The organism is Petropleomorpha daqingensis (genome assembly GCF_013408985.1).
Taxonomy (GTDB): domain Bacteria; phylum Actinomycetota; class Actinomycetes; order Mycobacteriales; family Geodermatophilaceae; genus Petropleomorpha; species Petropleomorpha daqingensis.
Window position 1 is genome coordinate 3,990,530 of the sequence record NZ_JACBZT010000001.1, and the last position, 16,791, is coordinate 4,007,320.

The 16,791-nt window shown below is 73.0% G+C and carries 18 protein-coding genes; 7 read left to right on the top strand and 11 right to left on the bottom strand.

Features of this window, described 5'->3' with window-relative positions:
• Positions 1 to 8: 8 nt before the first annotated feature.
• Both GGQ55_RS19780 and GGQ55_RS19785 read right to left on the bottom strand, forming a co-directional pair.
• Entirely contained in the window at positions 9 to 683 is a 675-nt protein-coding gene (locus GGQ55_RS19780; protein WP_179719675.1) for a hypothetical protein, read from the bottom strand.
• On the bottom strand, positions 680 to 1,483 hold the full coding sequence (locus tag GGQ55_RS19785) for an alpha/beta hydrolase (RefSeq protein WP_179719676.1): 804 nt from the start codon (positions 1,481 to 1,483) through the stop codon (positions 680 to 682). Before GGQ55_RS19785 ends, GGQ55_RS19780 begins: the two co-directional genes overlap by 4 nt.
• A gap of 97 nt (positions 1,484 to 1,580) precedes the next feature.
• On the opposite strand from GGQ55_RS19785, the gene GGQ55_RS19790 reads away from it, so the two are divergent.
• Positions 1,581 to 2,339, top strand: coding sequence for a lysophospholipid acyltransferase family protein (locus tag GGQ55_RS19790; protein ID WP_366489774.1), 759 nt, complete (start codon positions 1,581 to 1,583; stop codon positions 2,337 to 2,339).
• A 37-nt stretch (positions 2,340 to 2,376) separates the two neighbouring features.
• Here GGQ55_RS19790 and trpS read toward each other — a convergent pair whose 3' ends face one another.
• The 4 genes from trpS to GGQ55_RS19810 all read right to left on the bottom strand — a co-directional run bounded on the left by trpS (position 2,377) and on the right by GGQ55_RS19810 (position 6,614).
• Positions 2,377 to 3,441, bottom strand: a complete 1,065-nt coding sequence (gene trpS, locus GGQ55_RS19795; protein WP_179719678.1) for a tryptophan--tRNA ligase — start codon at positions 3,439 to 3,441, stop codon at positions 2,377 to 2,379.
• Between the two features lie 147 nt (positions 3,442 to 3,588).
• A complete protein-coding gene (locus GGQ55_RS19800) occupies positions 3,589 to 4,149 on the bottom strand; it encodes a TetR/AcrR family transcriptional regulator (RefSeq protein WP_179719680.1) in 561 nt (186 codons plus the stop codon).
• A 15-nt stretch (positions 4,150 to 4,164) separates the two neighbouring features.
• Positions 4,165 to 5,091 (bottom strand): alpha/beta fold hydrolase, encoded by a 927-nt coding sequence (locus tag GGQ55_RS19805; RefSeq protein ID WP_179719682.1) that lies wholly within the window; start codon positions 5,089 to 5,091, stop codon positions 4,165 to 4,167.
• Entirely contained in the window at positions 5,088 to 6,614 is a 1,527-nt protein-coding gene (locus GGQ55_RS19810; RefSeq protein WP_366489777.1) for a flavin-containing monooxygenase, read from the bottom strand. Before GGQ55_RS19810 ends, GGQ55_RS19805 begins: the two co-directional genes overlap by 4 nt.
• 101 nt (positions 6,615 to 6,715) lie before the next feature.
• On the opposite strand from GGQ55_RS19810, the gene GGQ55_RS19815 reads away from it, so the two are divergent.
• Complete coding sequence (locus tag GGQ55_RS19815) at positions 6,716 to 7,606, top strand: SDR family oxidoreductase (protein ID WP_179719684.1); 891 nt, start codon at positions 6,716 to 6,718, stop codon at positions 7,604 to 7,606.
• Positions 7,607 to 7,659: 53 nt separating this feature from the next.
• Here the strand turns inward: GGQ55_RS19815 and GGQ55_RS19820 are convergent, their stop codons facing one another.
• A complete protein-coding gene (locus GGQ55_RS19820) occupies positions 7,660 to 8,001 on the bottom strand; it encodes a VOC family protein (protein WP_179719686.1) in 342 nt (113 codons plus the stop codon).
• An 18-nt stretch (positions 8,002 to 8,019) separates the two neighbouring features.
• A complete protein-coding gene (gene glpK, locus GGQ55_RS19825) occupies positions 8,020 to 9,501 on the bottom strand; it encodes a glycerol kinase GlpK (RefSeq protein WP_179719688.1) in 1,482 nt (493 codons plus the stop codon).
• A 34-nt stretch (positions 9,502 to 9,535) separates the two neighbouring features.
• On the opposite strand from glpK, the gene GGQ55_RS19830 reads away from it, so the two are divergent.
• The 3 genes from GGQ55_RS19830 to GGQ55_RS19840 all read left to right on the top strand — a co-directional run bounded on the left by GGQ55_RS19830 (position 9,536) and on the right by GGQ55_RS19840 (position 11,200).
• Complete coding sequence (locus tag GGQ55_RS19830) at positions 9,536 to 10,021, top strand: polyadenylate-specific 3'-exoribonuclease AS (RefSeq protein WP_366489780.1); 486 nt, start codon at positions 9,536 to 9,538, stop codon at positions 10,019 to 10,021.
• On the top strand, positions 10,018 to 10,512 hold the full coding sequence (locus tag GGQ55_RS19835) for a GNAT family N-acetyltransferase (RefSeq protein WP_179719692.1): 495 nt from the start codon (positions 10,018 to 10,020) through the stop codon (positions 10,510 to 10,512). The genes GGQ55_RS19830 and GGQ55_RS19835 overlap by 4 nt, the downstream gene beginning before the upstream one ends.
• Before the next feature lie 109 nt (positions 10,513 to 10,621).
• The gene (locus GGQ55_RS19840) at positions 10,622 to 11,200 is read left to right on the top strand and encodes a GNAT family N-acetyltransferase (protein ID WP_179719694.1); all 579 of its coding nucleotides are present in this window, start codon (positions 10,622 to 10,624) and stop codon (positions 11,198 to 11,200) included.
• Here the strand turns inward: GGQ55_RS19840 and GGQ55_RS19845 are convergent.
• Genes GGQ55_RS19845 through GGQ55_RS19855 form a run of 3 tightly spaced genes read right to left on the bottom strand, consistent with a single transcriptional unit; the run spans position 11,197 to position 14,241 of the window.
• Positions 11,197 to 11,589: a PaaI family thioesterase gene (locus GGQ55_RS19845; protein WP_218859353.1), complete on the bottom strand. Its 393-nt coding sequence runs from the start codon at positions 11,587 to 11,589 to the stop codon at positions 11,197 to 11,199. The genes GGQ55_RS19840 and GGQ55_RS19845 overlap by 4 nt on opposite strands.
• Positions 11,590 to 11,636: 47 nt before the next feature.
• Positions 11,637 to 13,283: a cytochrome bc1 complex cytochrome b subunit gene (qcrB, locus tag GGQ55_RS19850; protein WP_179719696.1), complete on the bottom strand. Its 1,647-nt coding sequence runs from the start codon at positions 13,281 to 13,283 to the stop codon at positions 11,637 to 11,639.
• A gap of 58 nt (positions 13,284 to 13,341) precedes the next feature.
• Positions 13,342 to 14,241: an SDR family oxidoreductase gene (locus GGQ55_RS19855; RefSeq protein WP_179719698.1), complete on the bottom strand. Its 900-nt coding sequence runs from the start codon at positions 14,239 to 14,241 to the stop codon at positions 13,342 to 13,344.
• Here GGQ55_RS19855 and GGQ55_RS19860 point away from each other — a divergent pair.
• Both GGQ55_RS19860 and GGQ55_RS19865 read left to right on the top strand, forming a co-directional pair.
• Complete coding sequence (locus GGQ55_RS19860; protein ID WP_436277836.1) at positions 14,219 to 15,346, top strand: 6-phosphofructokinase; 1,128 nt, start codon at positions 14,219 to 14,221, stop codon at positions 15,344 to 15,346. The genes GGQ55_RS19855 and GGQ55_RS19860 overlap by 23 nt on opposite strands.
• 92 nt (positions 15,347 to 15,438) lie before the next feature.
• Positions 15,439 to 16,776, top strand: coding sequence for a class II 3-deoxy-7-phosphoheptulonate synthase (locus GGQ55_RS19865; RefSeq protein WP_179719701.1), 1,338 nt, complete (start codon positions 15,439 to 15,441; stop codon positions 16,774 to 16,776).
• Positions 16,777 to 16,791: the final 15 nt, after the last annotated feature.

The window sequence follows — 16,791 nt, forward strand, 5'->3', positions numbered from 1 at the left end:
CTAGCGGCTCAGACGACGGCTCCGTCATCACCGTCGTCGGTGGACCTGTCGCGCATCCGCGACACCGCCGTCCCGACGCCGCCGGCGACCGCGGCGAAGCCGAGGACGAGCCCGAGGTCGTCGGACAGCCCGATCACCGACGGCGCCCAGATGAGCACCAGCCCGGCGGCGACCAGCAGGAACGAGTACAGCGTCGACGGCTTCGGCACCGGCACCTTCGGCGGCGGCGGGGGCTCGAAGTGCTCGTCGGGCCGGTCGAGGACGTCGGGCTCGGCCGGTGCCGGCGGTGGTGTCTCGGCGGGGGACTCCTCGACGGTCATCTGCCCGTGCTCGGCCTCGAACGCGGCGACGATCCGCGCCCACTCGGCGTCCTCGTCGAGGTCGCGGCGGACCCGCGCGCGTTCGGGCACCTGCCCGCGGGCGTGCTCGTCGGCGTGCGCGTCGACCAGCGCCCGCGCCTCGGTGCGGTGGGCGCGGTCGACGAAGAGCCGGTCGGACGGCGGGCTGGGCAGGAAGACGGTGCGCGTGTACGGGCCGACGTCGGCGGCCGGCTCCAGGTAGGCGGCGATGCCCGCGTCGTAGAGGACGTCGAGGAGGTGCTCGCCGACGCGCGGATCGACGTCGCGCAGGGGGCTCCACAGTGCGGCGTCGAGGCCGTTGTCCCGCCGCCCCCGGCCGCTCACGTCGGCTCCGGGTCGCCCGCGCGGGTGCGGGCGCGGATCCAGTCGACCGAGCCCTCGAAGATCGTCGGGGCGTCGTTGTCGAGGGTCGCGACGTGGTAGCTGTTCTCCAGCAGCACCTCGGTGACGTCGGTGCTGGAGACGCCGGCGAGCAGCACCTTGCCGGAGGCGGGCTCGACGACGTGGTCCTCGGTGCTGCGGTAGAGCAGCACGGGCGCGCGGACCCGCCCCAGGTCGGCGCGGGTCGCCGTCCACAGCCGGCGCAGCCCGAGCACGGCCCGCGTCGGCAGCTTGGGGTAGGCGAGCTCGGTGATGCCGGGCTTCTTGATGTCGCTGGCGATCGGCGCCCAGCTCGGGGTGAGCTTCGCCAGCAGCGGCAGCAGCTTGGCGTCCAGTCGCTGGGTCAGCAGGGACGGGTTGACCAGCACGAGGGCGGCGACGTCGTCCGGGCGGGTCTCGGCCAGCCGGATCGCCAGGGTGCCGCCCATCGACAGCCCGGCGACGACGACGCGGTCGACGTCGCGGGCGAGCTCGTCGAAGGCCGCGCCGACCGCGGCCGTCCAGTCCTCCTCGGTGACCAGGTTGCAGTCCTGCCACCGCGTGCCGTGGCCGGGCAGCAGCGGGCAGCGCACCGCGAACCCCTCGGCGGCGAGGTGCTCGCCCCACGGGCGCATGCTCATCGGCGTGCCGGTGAACCCGTGCACGAGCAGCACCCCGGTGCGCCCGTCGGGGCCGTCGCCGCCGGGGAACGCGAACGGCTCGGCGCCCGGGAGCACCTCGGCGGGCAGGTCCGACTGCGGCACTGGGCGTCCTCCTCGAGGCGGCGACGGAGAGTCACCGGGTGGGCACTGTTGTAGTTCGTGCCCCGGGCTCCCTAGTCTGGCAGTTCACGAGGGAGGCGTGTTGTTCTACTGGTTCCTCAAGTTCGTGGCCGTCGGGCCGGTGGCCAAGCTGGTCTTCCGTCCGCAGCCCGAGGGCACCGAGAACGTGCCCGCGGAGGGTGCGGCGATCCTGGCCAGCAACCACCTGTCGGCCGCTGACTGGATCTTCATGCCGCTCATGCTCCGGCGGCGGGTCACCTTCCTGGCGAAGCAGGAGTACTTCACCGGGAAGGGGGTCAAGGGCTGGGCGCAGCGCGTCTTCTTCGCCGGCAGCGGCCAGGTGCCCATCGACCGGACCAACGCCTCCGCCGCCGAGGACGCCATCCAGACCGGCATCCGGATCCTGCGCGGGGGCCACCTCCTGGGCATCTACCCCGAGGGCACCCGCTCGCCCGACGGGCGCCTCTACCGCGGCAAGACCGGCATCGCCCGGATGACGCTGGAGACCGGCGCCCCCGTCGTCCCCCTCGCGATGGTCTACAAGACCACGAAGCTGCCCTTCGGCAAGAAGCTGACCCGGGTCTGCGTTCGGTTCGGCAAGCCGCTGGACTTCTCCCGCTACGAGGGGATGTCCGGCGACCGGTTCGTCGAGCGCTCGATCACCGACGAGATCATGTACGAGATCATGACGCTGTCCGGTCAGGAGTACGTCGACGTCTACGGCGCGACGGTGAAGAAGTCGATGGACGCCACCGGGGACAGCGCGGAGAAGGTGCTGACCCGGCTGCAGCCGCCGTCCGACGAGTCCGGGGACCGGGTCGACTCGATCGCCAGTTGAGGGGCTCCCCGCCGGGGAGCCCCTCCCTCGTCACGGGTCAGTAGCGCATCCCCATCGCGTCGCGCACCCGCCCGAGGGTGGCCTCGGCCAGGCCGTTCGCCCGCTCGTCGCCCCGCCGCAGCACGTCCCGCACCAGACCCGGGTCCGCGGCGAGCTCCGCGCGGCGGGCGCGCATCGGGCGCAGCCGCTCGTTGACCGCCTCGGTGAGCGCCGCCTTGAGCGCGGCCGCGCCGCCGGCGCCGATCTCGTCGGCGAAGGCCTCCGGCGACTGCCCGCGGCACAGCGCCCCGAGCAGCACCAGGCTGGCCACCTCGGGGCGCCGGCCGGGCTCGTAGGTGATGGTGCGCTCGGTGTCGGTGACCGCCCGGCGGACCAGCCGCGCGGTGGTGTCCTCGTCGGCGCGCAGCGCGATGGCGTTGCCCCGGCTCTTGGCCATCTTGGTGCCGTCGGTGCCCAGCAGCAGCGGGGCGTCGCCGAGCAGCGCGTCCGGTTCGCCGAAGACGGGCCCGTAGCGCTGGGTGAACCGGCGGGCGATCGTCCGGGTCAGCTCCAGGTGCGGCAGCTGGTCGCGGCCGACCGGGACGAGGTTCGCGCCGCAGAAGAGGATGTCGGCGGCCTGGTGGACCGGGTAGGTGAGCATCAGCCCCGACATGGCCCGGTCGCCGGTCGCCTCCGTCTCGGCCTTGACCGTGGGGTTGCGCTGCAGCTCGGGCACGCTGACCAGGCTGAGGAACGGCAGCAGCAGCTGGTTGAGCGCCGGCACCGCGCTGTGGCAGAAGATCGTGGTCCGCTCGGGGTCGAGGCCGGCCGCCAGCTGGTCGAGCACCAGCCCGGTCACCGCCCGCTGCAGGTCCTCGGCGACGTCGCGGTCGGTGATCACCTGGTAGTCGGCGACGAGCACGAGCACGTCGACACCGGCCTGCTGCAGGCGCACGCGGTTGGCCAGCGTGCCGAAGTAGTGCCCGAGGTGCAGCGGTCCGGTGGGCCGGTCGCCGGTGAGCACGCGGAACCGCTCGGGGGTGGCGGCGATCTGCACCTCGAGCTCGGCGCTGCGGGCCACCGCCCGGCTGAAGGGGTCGTGCTCGATCGTGGGGGCGTTCATCGGTTCTCCTGGAAGTGAGGAGAGCCGCCCTGCCGCCGTCGCGGATCCGCCGCCGAGCTGCCGCAGGGCAGCTCGGGACGCGTCAGGTCACAGCCGCCAGGACGACGGCTGCCACCAGGTGAGGCGGGTGTGCTCCACGCGGTGAGGTTAGCGTGCGGTGAGCCGGTCGAGGACGTCGCGGAGCAGGGCGAGCAGCTCGTCGCGGGACATCGTCGGCTCGCGGGTCCACTGGCCGACGAGGTCCTCGGTGAAGGCGAACCAGGAGCGCACCAGCTGCCGGCGGCGGGCGTCGTCCGGCAGGTCCAGCGCCGTGAGCGCGACGTCGACCAGCCGCTCCCGGGTCTCCTCGTAGACCTCCGCCACCCACGGGTCGCCGCCGGCCGCACCGCGGACGAACGACAGGTGCGCCTCGCGGAAGGTCTCCACCCAGCCGACGTAGCGGTCCAGCATGCCCGGCACCTGCGCGGCACCCGGCTCACCGCCGGCGAGCAGGTGCTCCTCCAGGGCCCGGGCCGCCGCGCGGGTGACCGCGGTGTAGTAGTCGCGCTTGGTCGGGAAGTAGTGGAACAGGAGGCTGCGGCTGATCCCGGCGCGGCGGGCGACCTCGTCGATGGTGAGCTCCTGCACCGGCGTGGTGGGCAGCAGCTCCAGCCCGATCTCGACCAGTTGCGCGCGCCGGTCGACCGCCGAGCGGCGTATCGATGTCATGGCGCGGCGGTCACCTCAGGCGGCCGTGCGGTCGGCGTCCACGGTCGCGAGCAGCCGGTCGAGCGCATCGGCGACCAGCTGCGGCCGCTCCTGGGTGAGCATGTGCCCGGTCCGAGGGACGACGTGCAGCTCCGCCTCCGGCAGCGCCTCGACCAGCTGCTCGCTGTGCCGCTTCGGTGTCAGGTTGTCGCTGTCGCCGACGAGGATCTCGACCGGCACCTTCGCCAGCGCCGCGAGCTCGGTGCGCTTGTCGTGGTCGCCCAGCGCCGGCATGAACTCCAGGAAGGCGCGGATCGTCGAGGCGTGCATGATCTCGGCCCCGGCCAGCACCATCGCGTCGGTGGCGTCGGCGCCGTAGAGGAGGTCGCGGACGATCTTCTGGTGCCGCGGCGAGCTCGGCGGCAGCTTCTGCCGCAGCTTCTCGATCACCCGGGCGCCGGCCAGGGCGGTGTTGAGCATGCCGGGGGTGAGCCGGCTCATCCGCGCACCCGGCGACTTCGGGTCCGACGTCAGGTCGCCGGCCGAGGTGGAGACGAGCAGGGCGCCGCGGACGCGCTCGCCGAAGAGCTCCGGCCGGTTCGCGGCCAGGCACATGATCGTCATGCCGCCCATCGAGTGGCCGCCGAGGACGACCGGGCCGTCGGGTACGAACTGGTCGAGGACGGCGGCCAGGTCGTTGCCGAGCTGGTCGACGGTGATCTGCGTGTCGCCCCAGGTCGAGCGGCCGTGCCCGCGCTGGTCGTAGCGGACCAGTCGCAGCTCGCCGGCACCGGCGCGGGGGAGCAGCAGCTCCGCGACGTCGTCCCAGGCGGCCTGGGCGAGGGTCCAGCCGTGGGCGAGGACGACGGTCACGGGGGCGTCGTCGTCCCCGTCGATCGTGGCGTGCAGCAGGGCGCCGTCGTCGGTGCGGACGGCGGCGGTGCGGCGCTGGACGAGGGTCATGCCGCCACCTCCAGCTCGCGGCCGGCCGGGACGCCGACGTAGTTCTCGCGGTCGAAGGCCGAGAGCATCTTGCGGAACCGGAAGGTGAAGTCCGGCCACAGCGTCGAGTTGTGCCCGTGCTTGTCGAGGTACCAGCTGGCGCAGCCGCCGGCCAGCCACACGGTGCCCTTCGACTTGTCGGCGATGAGCTCCCGGTAGGCCTGCTGGGCCTCCGGCGTCGTCTCGAGGGCGGCGAGGCCCTCGCCGTCGATCACCTGCAGCGCCTGGTCGACGTAGGCGACCTGCGACTCGATCATGTAGACCATCGAGGTGTGCCCGACGCCGACGTTGGGGCCGACCAGCAGGAACATGTTGGGGAAGCCGGCGACCGTGGTGCTGCGGTTGGTCACCATGCCGTCCTCCCAGACCTGGGCCAGGGTGCGCCCGTCGCGGCCGCGGATCTTCTCGGCGATCGGCAGGTCGGTGACGTGGAAGCCGGTGGCCAGGACGAGGACGTCGGTCGGCCGCTCGACGCCGTCGGTGGTGACGACCGAGTGCGGGCGGACCTCGGCGATGCCGGAGGTGACCAGCTCGGCATTCGGCGCCGCGACGGCCGGGTAGTAGTCGTTGGAGATCAGGATCCGCTTGCAGCCGATCGTGAAGTTCGGGGTGAGCGCGGCGCGCAGCTTCGGGTCGCGGACCTGGCGCTGCAGGTGGGCGCGGGCCACCTTCTGCACCGGCTCGAGCAGCCGGCGGCGCTTGGTCATGCCGACGACGAGCAGCTCGCGGAAGACGTAGAGCAGGCCGCGGACCGCCTTCTGGAACAGCGGCAGGTGCCGGTAGAGGAACTGGGCGCTGCGCTTCACCGGGCGGTCGCTGCGCGGGACGATCCAGGGCGCGGTCCGCTGGTAGACGGCGATGCTCTCGACCTGCGGCTGGATCGCCGGGACGACCTGGATCGCGCTCGCCCCGGTGCCGATGACGCCGACCCGCTTGCCGTCGAGGTCGACCGCGTCGTCCCAGCGGGCGGAGTGCATGAGCTCGCCCTCGAACGACCGCAGCCCCTCAATGTCGGGGTAGGTCGGGTCGGCGAGGGCTCCGGCGGCGGAGATCAGCACCTGGGCGCGGAACTCGCCGGCGGTGGTCAAGACGATCCACTGGTGCGCGTCGTCGTCCCACCGGGCGGCGGTGACGTCGGCGCCGAAGACGGTGTGCTCGTAGACGCCGTACCGGGCGGCGGTGTTCTCCAGGTAGGCCTGGATCTCCGGCTGCTCGGAGTACGAGCGCGGCCAGTCGGGGTTCGGCGCGAAGGAGAACGAGTACAGGTTCGACTGCACGTCGCAGGCGGCGCCGGGGTAGGTGTTGTCGCGCCAGGTGCCGCCGACTTCGTCGGCCCGTTCCAGGACGACGAAGTCGGTCTCACCGCGCTGCCGCAGCTGGACCGCCATGCCCAGGCCGGCGAAGCCGGAGCCGACGATGGCGATCTTCGCCTCGCGGCGGACGGTGGCCCTGTTCTGCGCGGGCTTGGTCTCGACGGTGGTCACGGGCAGGCTCCTCGGCAGGTCGTCCTCGGCTTGCTGAGCACTGCTCAACAAGCTACAACGGTTGTTGAGCAGTGCTCAACTCGAAGCAGAGGAGCTTGGGAATGGCACGCACCCCTTTGGCCGGAAAGACCGTCCTGATCACCGGGGCCGCCCGCGGCATCGGCGCCGCGCTGGCGCGCAAGGCCGCGGCCCGCGGCGCCCGCGTCGCGCTGGCCGGCCTCGAGCCCGAGCTGCTGGCGACGGTGGCCGACGAGCTCGGCCCCGAGCACCTGTGGGTCGAGTGCGACGTCACCGACGCCGAGGCGCTGAAGAACGCCGTCCAGCGGACCGTCGACACGTTCGGGGGCCTGGACATCGTGGTCGCCAATGCGGGCATCGCCCCGCTGACCACCGTGGCCACCGGCTCGGCGCACGCGCTGTCGCGGACGATCGAGGTGAACCTGATCGGCGCCATGCTGACCGCGCACGCCGCGCTGCCGGAGATCGCGAAGCGGCGCGGGCACATCCTGCTGGTCAGCTCGGCGGCCGCCTTCACCGTGCTGCCGGGGATGAGCGCCTACTGCGCCGCCAAGGCCGGGCTCGAGCGGTTCGGCGACGCGCTGCGGCTGGAGGTCGCCCACCGCAGGGTCACCGTGGCCAGCGCCCACCCGACCTGGATCGACACCGACCTGGTGCGCGACACCGAGGACGCGCTGCCCACCTTCAAGGAGACCCGCCGGCAGCTGCCCGGGCCGCTGGGCGCCTACACCTCGGTGGAGGCCTGCGCGCAGGCGCTGGTCGACAACCTGGAGACCCGCCGCCGCCGGGTGTTCGTGCCGCGGTCGGTGGGTGTCGTCTCGGCGCTGCGCCAGGTGGTCACCGGCGCGCTGTCGGAGAAGGTGATGCTGAAGATCTCCGCAGGCCGGGTGCCGCAGCTGGAGGCCGACATCGCCAAGCTCAACGGCCAGGAGTTCGGCAAGAACTCGGTCGGCGACCGCAAGTCCGCGGCCTGACCAGCGAGGTTTCGCGTGCTTAACCGCGCGCGGTTAAGCACGCGAAACCACCGTCAGGCCGGGCCGCCGCCGAAGCCGATCTCGTTGCCGTCGGGGTCGCGGTAAGTGATCTTGCGGACGCCGTTGTCGTAGGTCTCCCGCTGGGCGGGCTCGAGGCCGCGGGTCGCGATCTGCGCCACCCGCGCGTCCAGGTCGTCGACGAACAACGTGTGCATCGCGTGGCCGGCGCGCTCGGGCAGCTGCTCGAGGTAGAGGTACCGGTGCTGGGCGAGCTCCCAGACGGCCTCGACGTCGTTCGGCAGGAAGGCCGGCGGCGAGCCGAGGAGCTGCTCGTACCAGGTCTTGGCGCGGGCGAGGTCGGTCACCGGGATCCCCGCGAACAGGTCGACGGTCATGGCAGGGACTTTTTCGGGCTAGAGTCCCGCGGTCCAGCCGCCGGCGCGGCGGAGGGCGTCGCGCCATCGGTCGTGACGGCCGTCGTCGCGGCGCCCGGGCGTGGGCTCCCAGCGCGCGTCGAGGGTCCAGGTCGCGGCCAGCTCGTCCGTGGAGCCCCACACGCCCGTGCCGAGCCCGGCGAGGAAGGCCGCCCCGAGCGCCGTCGTCTCGGCGACCACCGGACGGCGCACCGGAACCCCGAGCTCGTCGGCCTGCAGCTGCATGAGCAGCCCGTTCGCGCTCGCCCCGCCGTCCGCCGACAGCTCCGGCACCGACAGCCCGGCCTCGGACACCATCACGTCGACGACGTCGCGCACCTGGAACGCGATCGCCTCCAGCGTCGCCCGCACCAGGTGCGCCCGCGTCGTGCCGCGGGTGATGCCGAGGACGGCGCCGCGCGCGTGCGGGTCCCAGTGCGGCGCGCCCAGCCCGGTCAGCGCGGGCACGAAGACGACGTCGCCGGAGTCGGGCACCGTCCGGGCCAGGCCCTCGGTCTCGGCGGCGGAGTCGATCAGCCCGAGCCCGTCGCGCAGCCACTGCACCGCCGCGCCGGTCACGAAGATCGAGCCCTCGAGCGCGTAGACCAGCCCGTCGCCGAGGTCCCAGGCGACGGTGGTGAGCAGTCCGGCGTCCGACCGCACCGGCGTCGACCCGGTGTTGGTGAGCACGAACGACCCGGTGCCGTACGTGCACTTGGTGTCGCCGGGGGCGTAGCACGCCTGCCCGAACATCGCCGCCTGCTGGTCGCCGGCGATGCCGGCGATCGGCAGCTCCAGGCCCAGGAACGAGTCGGGGTCGGTCGTGCCGACGACGCCGGAGTTGGGCACGAGCTCGGGCAGCGCGTCGCGCGGGACGTCGAACAGCTCGCACAGCTCGTCGGACCAGCCGCCCTTCTCCAGGTCGTAGAGCAGGGTGCGGCTGGCGTTGCTGGGGTCGGTGACGTGCCGGGCGCCGCCGGTCAGCCGGGCGATGACGTAGGAGTCGACGGTGCCCAGCGCCAGGGAGCCATCGCGGACGCCTTCCCAGATGCGCGGCTCCTCGGCGGCGAGCCAGCTGAACTTCGTGCCCGTGAAGTAGGGGTCCAGCCGGAGGCCGGTGAGCGTGGCGACCCGGTCCTCGTGGCCCTCGGCGCGCAGCCGGTCGCAGATGCCCGCGGTCCGGCGGTCCTGCCAGACGATCGCCGGCCGCGGGGCGCGCAGCGTGCGGCGGTCCCAGACGACGGCGGTCTCCCGCTGGTCGGTGATGCCGATGCAGGTGGGCTGCGCGTCGGTGCCGGCCAGCGCCTCGCGGCAGGCCGCGACGGTCGCCGTCCAGATGTCGTCGGGCTCGTGCTCGACCCAGCCCGGGCGCGGGAACAGCTGCGCGAACTCGCGGTACCCGCGGGCGAGGACGCCGCCGTCCTCACCCACGACCAGCGCGGTCACCCCGGTCGTACCTGCGTCTATGGCCAGCACCGGCATGGGTCGCACGCTAGCGGCGAATACCGTGTCCGGCGTGCGCCGGTACTTCTACGACACCGAGTTCATCGAGGACGGGACGACGATCGACCTCGTCTCGATCGGCATCGTCGACGAGACCGGTCGCGAGTTCTACGCGGTGAGCACCCAGTTCGACGACCGCAAGGCGATCCCGTGGGTGCGCCGCCACGTGCTCGACAAGCTGCCCTCGCCGGCCGATCCGGCCTGGCGCACGCGCGATCGGATCCGCGACGACCTGCTGGCCTACCTCACCGAGCCCGGCGAGGAGATCGAGCTCTGGGCGTGGCTGGCCGCCTATGACCACGTCGTCCTGGCCCAGCTCTGGGGGCCGATGCCGGCGCTGCCCCGGGAGATCCCGCGGTTCACCCGCGAGCTGCGCCAGCGCTGGGACGACCTGGGCCGGCCGGCTTTGCCACCGAAGCCCGCGGACGCGCACGACGCCCTCGTCGACGCCCGCTACAACCTCGCCCGCTGGCAGGCGATGGAGGGGACGCGCCGGTGACGATCAGGACCGGGGACGGCAGCGACCTGCCCGGCGTCGTCCGGCTCATGGACCGGGCGGTCGAGTGGCTGGTCGCCCAGGGCCGGACCGGCCAGTGGGGCGACCAGCCGTGGTCGGCCTCGGAGCGCCGGGTCGAGCGGCTGGGCCAGATCATCGAGGACGGCGAGCTGCTGGTGCTCGACCGGGACGGCGCCGCGGTGGCAGCCCTCTCGCACGGGCCCGTGGCGCACGCCTACGTCCCGGCCGTCGACGAGCCCGAGGACTACGTGCTGCTGCTGGTCAGCGATCCGGCCGTGCGCGGCGCGGGCAGGCAGCTGCTCGACGAGTCGTGGCAGCGGGCACGGGCCCGGGGGATCGGCCTGCAGCGGGTCGACTGCTACGGCGGGGACGACGGCAAGCTCGTGCGCTTCTACGAGTCGGCCGGCTTCACCCGCACGCAGCCCTTCGACGTGGACGGCTGGCCCGGCCAGCTGCTCGAACGGCGCGCCTGACGCCGCCGGTCGAGAAGGCAGTTCGTGCGCGCGACACGCGCCGACCCACCGATCGGCCGTGCACGAAGTGCCTTCTCGGCCGGGCCGTCCGCGGGAGAGGCTGCACGCCGTGACCGACCTGACCGTGGTGCAGGCGCGCACGCTGCTGGCGCGGGCGTTCGTCGACGACCCGCTGATGCGGTGGTTCTTCCCGGACGACGGCTCGCGGCTGCACGCCTGCGCGGCCCTGTTCGGGCACTTCGCCGAGCACTACCTCGAGGCCGGACGGGTCGACGTCGTCCGCCGCGACGAGCCGGTGGCCCTGGCCATGTGGCGCCGGCCCGGCACGGGCCCCACGGCGGACGACGGCTCGCTGCCGACCACGCCCGGGCTCATGGGCGTGCTGATGGGCCCCCGCGCGGCCGAGATCGGCGGCGCCATGTCCGTGATCGGCCCGCTGCGGCCGCCGGAGCCGCACGCCTACCTGCACTTCCTCGCCGTCCACCCGGATGCCCGGCGGCAGGGGCTCGGGGGAGAGGCGCTCGCACCGGGGCTCGACGCCGCCCGCGCCGACGGCCTGGTCGCCTGCCTGGAGACCATGAACCCCGCCAACGTGCCGTTCTACGAGGCGCACGGGTTCGCCGTCCGGGGAGAGGTGCAACTGGCCGCCGGCGGTCCGCGGGTGTGGGCGATGGCGACCAGCCGCTAGCCGAGCACGGCCTGGGTCTGCGTCGTCCGCGCGACCAGCCGGCCGTCGTCGTCGCTGACCTCGACCTCGACGAGGATGAACGAGCGCCCGACGTGCGCCGGCCGGGCCACCGCGTGCGCCGCTCCGGACCGCACGCCCCGCACCAGCGACGTCGTCGACGAGACCGTCGACGTCGAGGCCCCGGGCGGCAGGTTGAGGAACGCGCAGGCCGCCCCGACCGAGTCGGCCAGCGTCATCAGCGCACCGCCGTGCATCAGGCCGCCGGCGGTGCACCGCTCCGGCGCCCACGGCAGCGACCCGGTCACCTCGTCCGGGGCGGCGGCGTCGAGGGAGATCCCCGCCGTGACGGCGAAGGGCATGAGGGCGAGCAGGTCGGCAGGCTCGGGCACGTCGTCTCCTCGGGGATCGGCGTCCCGGAGCCTGCCGTACGCCGCCCTCAGTCGCGCGGCTCCTGGGGCCGGCCGCTGCTGCTCAGCTCGCGGTCGGACTCGGCCGCCGACAGCCCGCGACCATCCGCGCGCTGCTCGGCGTCGACCGCGGAAGGCGACTCGACGGGGGAGAAGAAGCCCTTGATCGCCCGGCGGGCGCCCCCGACCTGGTTCATCCGCTTGGGCACCGGAGCGCCGCCGTAGGCCAGCCGGCCGTGGCCGTGTTCGTCGACCGGGCCGAGCGGCTGGTGCACCTCGACGAACTCACCGTGCGGGAGCCGCCGGATGACGCCGGTCTCGATGCCGTGCTCGAGCACCTCGCGGTCGTGCCGCTCCAACCCGATGCACAGCCGGTAGGTGACGAAGTACGCGACGGGTGGCACGACGACCAGCCCGATGCGCCCGATCCAGGTCATCGCGTTCAGGCTGATGTCGAACTTGTCCGCGATGACGTCGTTGCCGCCGGAGATGAACAGCACCAGGTAGAACGCGACCGCCATGGCCCCCAGCGACGTCCGCACCGGCACGTCCCGCGGCCGCTGCAGCAGGTGGTGGGAGGCCGTGTCGCCGGTGAGCCGGCGCTCGATGACCGGGTAGAGCGCGAGGACCGTGAACATGATCCCGGGCAGCACCAGCGTCGGCCAGAACAGGGCCGGGATCGTGTAGTCGCCCGGGAGCTCGATGTCCCAGGCGGGGAACAGCCGGGTCGAGCCGTCGAGGAAGCCGATGTACCAGTCCGGTTGCGAGGCGGCCGACACCTGCGCCGGGTTGTACGGGCCCCACAGCCACACGGGGTTGATCTGGACGAGCCCCCCGAGGACGGCGCAGACGCCGAAGACGAGGAAGAACAGCCCGCCGGACTTCGCGGCGAACACCGGGAAGAACCGGTTGCCGACGACGTTGTGCTCGGTCCGCCCCGGGCCGGGGAACTGCGTGTGCTTCTGCTTGATCAGCAGCAGCAGGTGCACGGTGATGAGCCCGACGAGGATCGCGGGGATCAGCAGCACGTGCACGATGTAGAGCCGGCCGACGATCAGTTCGCCCGGGTAGTCGCCGCCGAAGACGGCGAAGTAGACCCAGGTCCCGACGACCGGGATGGCCAGCATGATGGCCGAGGCGATCCGCAGGCCGGTGCCCGACAGCAGGTCGTCGGGCATGGAGTAGCCGGCGAACCCTTCCAGCAGGCCGAGCACCAGCAGGCCGATGCCGATCAGCCAGTTGGTCTCGCGCGGCCGGCGGAAGGCGCCGGTGAAGAAGATGCGCAGCAGGTGGACGATGATCGACGCGACGAACAGCAGGGCCGCCCAGTGGTGCAGCTGGCGCATGAACAGCCCGCCGCGGACGTCGAACGACAGCGCGAGCGTGGAGTCGTAGGCCGCCGACATCGACACGCCCCGGAGCGGCGCGTAGGAGCCGTCGTAGACGACCTCGCGCATCGAGGCGTCGAAGAAGAACGTCAGATAGGTCCCGGACAGCAGCAGGACGACGAACGAGTAGAGCGCGATCTCGCCGAGCAGGAACGACCAGTGGTCGGGGTAGACCTTGTTGAGGGTCCGGCGGAACCAGTTCGCGGCGACGAACCGCTCGTCGAGCTCCACGGCGGCCGTGCCCAGCCGCGTGGTCGGGACCCCTGGCGCCGTGGCGGTGCGAGCCATGGCAGGAGACTACGTTGCACGCAACCGAATGGCGACCGATAAGGTTGATCCGTCTGGCTCAGCGGACCAGTGGCGCCCAGTCCTCGGGGTGCCGGCGCAGGTGCTCCCCGACGGTCAGCGCCGGGTGCCCGGTGACCCGGGGGACGACGTCGCTGACGGTCGCCAGCTCGCCGGCCGCGATGGCCAGGTAGCTGGTCACCCAGCCCTCGACCTCCCAGTCGGGGTGCCCGGAGGGACGGCGGGTCGCCCAGGCCTCCTCGACCGTCTGGTTCTCGTAGCGGACCGGCCGCCCGATGACCTCCGCCAGCACCGCCGCGGCATCGGCCAGCGACAGCGCCTCGGGCCCGGTGACGTCGAGCGCCTGCCCGTCGAACTGCTCGGAGTCGTCGAGCAGGACGGCGGCGCCCACGTCGGCGAGGTCGTCGCGGGAGACGAAGCTCGCGCGACCGTCGCCGGCCGGGGCGGCGATCACCGCGCCCTCGCCCTCCGGGACGGCGAAGAACGGCACGAAGTCGGCGTACATCGAGTGCCGCAGCGCCGTCCACCGCAGGGCCGTCCCGGCGATCGCCCGCTCGGTCTCGTGGTGGTGGCGGACCAGGGTGAACACCGGATCGGGGCGGCCGGCGCCGAGGAAGGACGTGTAGACGATGCGCTGGACGCCGGCATCGGCGGCCGCCCGGACGGCGGAGAAGTGCTGCTCCAGCCGGTCCTCCGCCTCGGCGGCGGAGACCAGGTAGAGCGTGTGCACCCCGGCCAGCGCCTCGGCGAACCCCGCGGTGTCCGGGTAGCCACCGGCGAACTCCGCGATCGCGGCCCCCGGTAGCCGCGGCGCCCGGGTCGCATCGCGGACGACCAGGCGCACCGTGGCGTCAGCGGCGGCCGCTCCGGCCACCACCCGGTCGGCCACCCGCGCACCGAGTGCTCCTGTGGCTCCAGTGACTGCGATCACCCTGGTCATGGGCCCACTCTCCCGCCTGGGGCATCATGTCGCGCAGGCCAACCCGGACATCCTCGAGTTCCTTCCCGGAGGACGGCACATGCGCATCGGCATCCTCACCGGCGGCGGCGACTGCCCCGGCCTCAACGCGGTCATCCGCGCGGTGGTCCGCAAGGGCATCACCGAGCACGGCGACGACTTCGTCGGCTTCCGCGACGGCTGGCGGGGGGTGCTCGAGGGCGACACGGTGCCCCTGGACCTGGCCGCGATCCGCGGGATCCTGCCGCGCGGCGGCACGATCCTCGGCACCTCGCGGACCAACCCCTACGGCGTCGACGGCGGGGTCGAGCGCGTCCTGGCCACCCTGGAGCGCCTGGGCATCGAGGCGCTGGTGCCGATCGGCGGCGAGGACACCCTCGGGGTGGCGACCAAGCTGTCGGAGGCCGGCGTCCGGGTGGTCGGCGTCCCGAAGACGATCGACAACGACCTCGACTCCACCGACTACACGTTCGGCTTCGACACCGCCGTCGGTGTCGCGATGGAGGCGATCGACCGGCTGCACACCACCGGTGACAGCCACCACCGCACGCTGGTCGTGGAGGTCATGGGCCGGCACGCGGGCTGGATCGCGCTGCACGCGGGCATGGCCGGTGGCGCCAACGTCATCCTCATCCCCGAGCACCCGTTCGACGTCGACGCCGTCGTCCAGCACTGCCAGCACCGTTTCGCCTCGGGCTACTCGCCGATCGTCGTCGTCAGCGAGGGCGCGGCGCCCAAGGGCGGCGAGCTGGCGCTGGCGACGGGGGAGAAGGACGCCTTCGGGCACGTCCGGCTCGGCGGCATCGGTGCGGCCCTGGCCTCGCTGATCGAGGAGCGCACCGGCCGCGAGGCGCGGGCCGTCGTCCTCGGGCACGTCCAGCGCGGCGGGACGCCGTCGGCGTTCGACCGGGTGCTGGCCACGCGGTTCGGCCTGGCCGCGGTGGACGCCGTCCACGACGGGCAGTCCGGCGTGATGGTGGCGCTGCGCGGCACCGACATCGTGCGGGTGCCGCTGACCTCGGCCACGTCGCAGCTGAAGCTGGTGCCGGTGGAGCGGTACGCCGAGGCCGAGGTGTTCTTCGGATAAAGGACCCCCGTCCTCCCCACCCCTCGCAGGCTCGGGGCGGGCCCCTGGACGGGGGCCGTTCCATCCCGTCACCTCGCCGTAGGCTGACGGGCGTGACTCTGACCGACCCCGCCGAGCTGGTCCCCGGTCTGGACCGGTGGCGGGAGCTGCCCGCTGCCCAGCAACCGCAGTGGCCCGATCCCGGTGCGCTCGACGCCGTCCTGGAGACGCTGTCGACCGTGCCGCCGATCGTGGCGCCCGCCGAGGTCGACCACCTGCGGGCGCAGCTGGCCGACGTGGCGCGGGGCAAGGCGTTCCTGCTGCAGGGCGGCGACTGCGCGGAGACCTTCGACCTGAACACCGAGCCGCACCTGCAGAGCACCACCCGGACGCTGCTGCAGATGGCGATCGTGCTCACCTACGGCGCCAGCGTGCCGGTGGTCAAGGTCGGCCGCGTGGCCGGCCAGTACGCCAAGCCGCGCTCGTCGGACCTCGACGCCCTGGGCCTGCCGTCCTACCGGGGCGACATGGTCAACGCGCTGGAGCCGGTGCTCGAGAAGCGGATCCCCGACCCGACCCGGCTGGTCCGCGCGTACGCCAACTCCGCGGCCGCGATGAACATGATCCGGGCCTACGCCCGCGGCGGCCTGGCCGACCTGCACGCCGTTCACGACTGGAACAAGGACTTCGTGGCCAGCTCCCCCGCGGGCGTGCGCTACGAGGTCATCGCCCGCGAGATCGACCGGGCCCTGGCCTTCATGAAGGCCTGCGGGATCGACCACTCCGAGATGCGCTCGGTCGACCTGTACAACAGCCACGAGGCGCTCATCCTCGAGTACGAGCGGGCGCTGCTGCGCGTGCACGAGGGCCGGCCCTACGACCTGTCGGCGCACTTCGTCTGGGTCGGGGAGCGCACCCGGCAGATGGACGGCGCGCACATCGAGTTCGCCTCGCGGATCGCCAACCCGATCGGGGTCAAGATCGGCCCGACGACGACTCCCGAGCAGGCCGTCGAGCTGGTCGAGCGGCTCGACCCCGAGGGCGTGCCCGGCCGGCTCACCCTGATCAGCCGCATGGGCAACGGGAAGATCCGCGACGTCCTGCCCGGCATCGTCGAGAAGGTCACCGCCAGCGGCCACCTGGTGGTCTGGCAGTGCGACCCGATGCACGGCAACACGCACGAGTCCTCGACCGGCTACAAGACCCGGCACTTCGACCGGGTCGTCGACGAGGTCCTCGGCTTCTTCGACGTCCACCGGGCGCTGGGCACCTGGCCGGGCGGCATCCACGTCGAGCTGACCGGCGAGGACGTCACCGAGTGCCTCGGCGGCGCGATGGAGATCAGCGACGAGGACCTCAACAGCCGCTACGAGACCGCGTGCGACCCCCGGCTGAACACCGGCCAGTCCCTCGAACTGGCCTTCCTGATCGCGGAGATGCTGCGTGGGTAAGGACCCCGCTGCCCC

Bases quoted from the DNA above. Each gene is read 5' to 3' on its own strand.
- trpS (WP_179719678.1), bottom strand. From the start codon at position 3,441: ATGAACGCCCCCACGATCGAGCACGACCCCTTCAGCCGGGCGGTGGCC.
- GGQ55_RS19800 (WP_179719680.1), bottom strand. From the start codon at position 4,149: ATGACATCGATACGCCGCTCGGCGGTCGACCGGCGCGCGCAACTGGTC.
- GGQ55_RS19805 (WP_179719682.1), bottom strand. From the start codon at position 5,091: ATGACCCTCGTCCAGCGCCGCACCGCCGCCGTCCGCACCGACGACGGC.
- GGQ55_RS19815 (WP_179719684.1), top strand. From the start codon at position 6,716: ATGGCACGCACCCCTTTGGCCGGAAAGACCGTCCTGATCACCGGGGCC.
- GGQ55_RS19820 (WP_179719686.1), bottom strand. From the start codon at position 8,001: ATGACCGTCGACCTGTTCGCGGGGATCCCGGTGACCGACCTCGCCCGC.
- glpK (WP_179719688.1), bottom strand. From the start codon at position 9,501: ATGCCGGTGCTGGCCATAGACGCAGGTACGACCGGGGTGACCGCGCTG.
- qcrB (WP_179719696.1), bottom strand. From the start codon at position 13,283: ATGGCTCGCACCGCCACGGCGCCAGGGGTCCCGACCACGCGGCTGGGC.
- GGQ55_RS19855 (WP_179719698.1), bottom strand. From the start codon at position 14,241: ATGACCAGGGTGATCGCAGTCACTGGAGCCACAGGAGCACTCGGTGCG.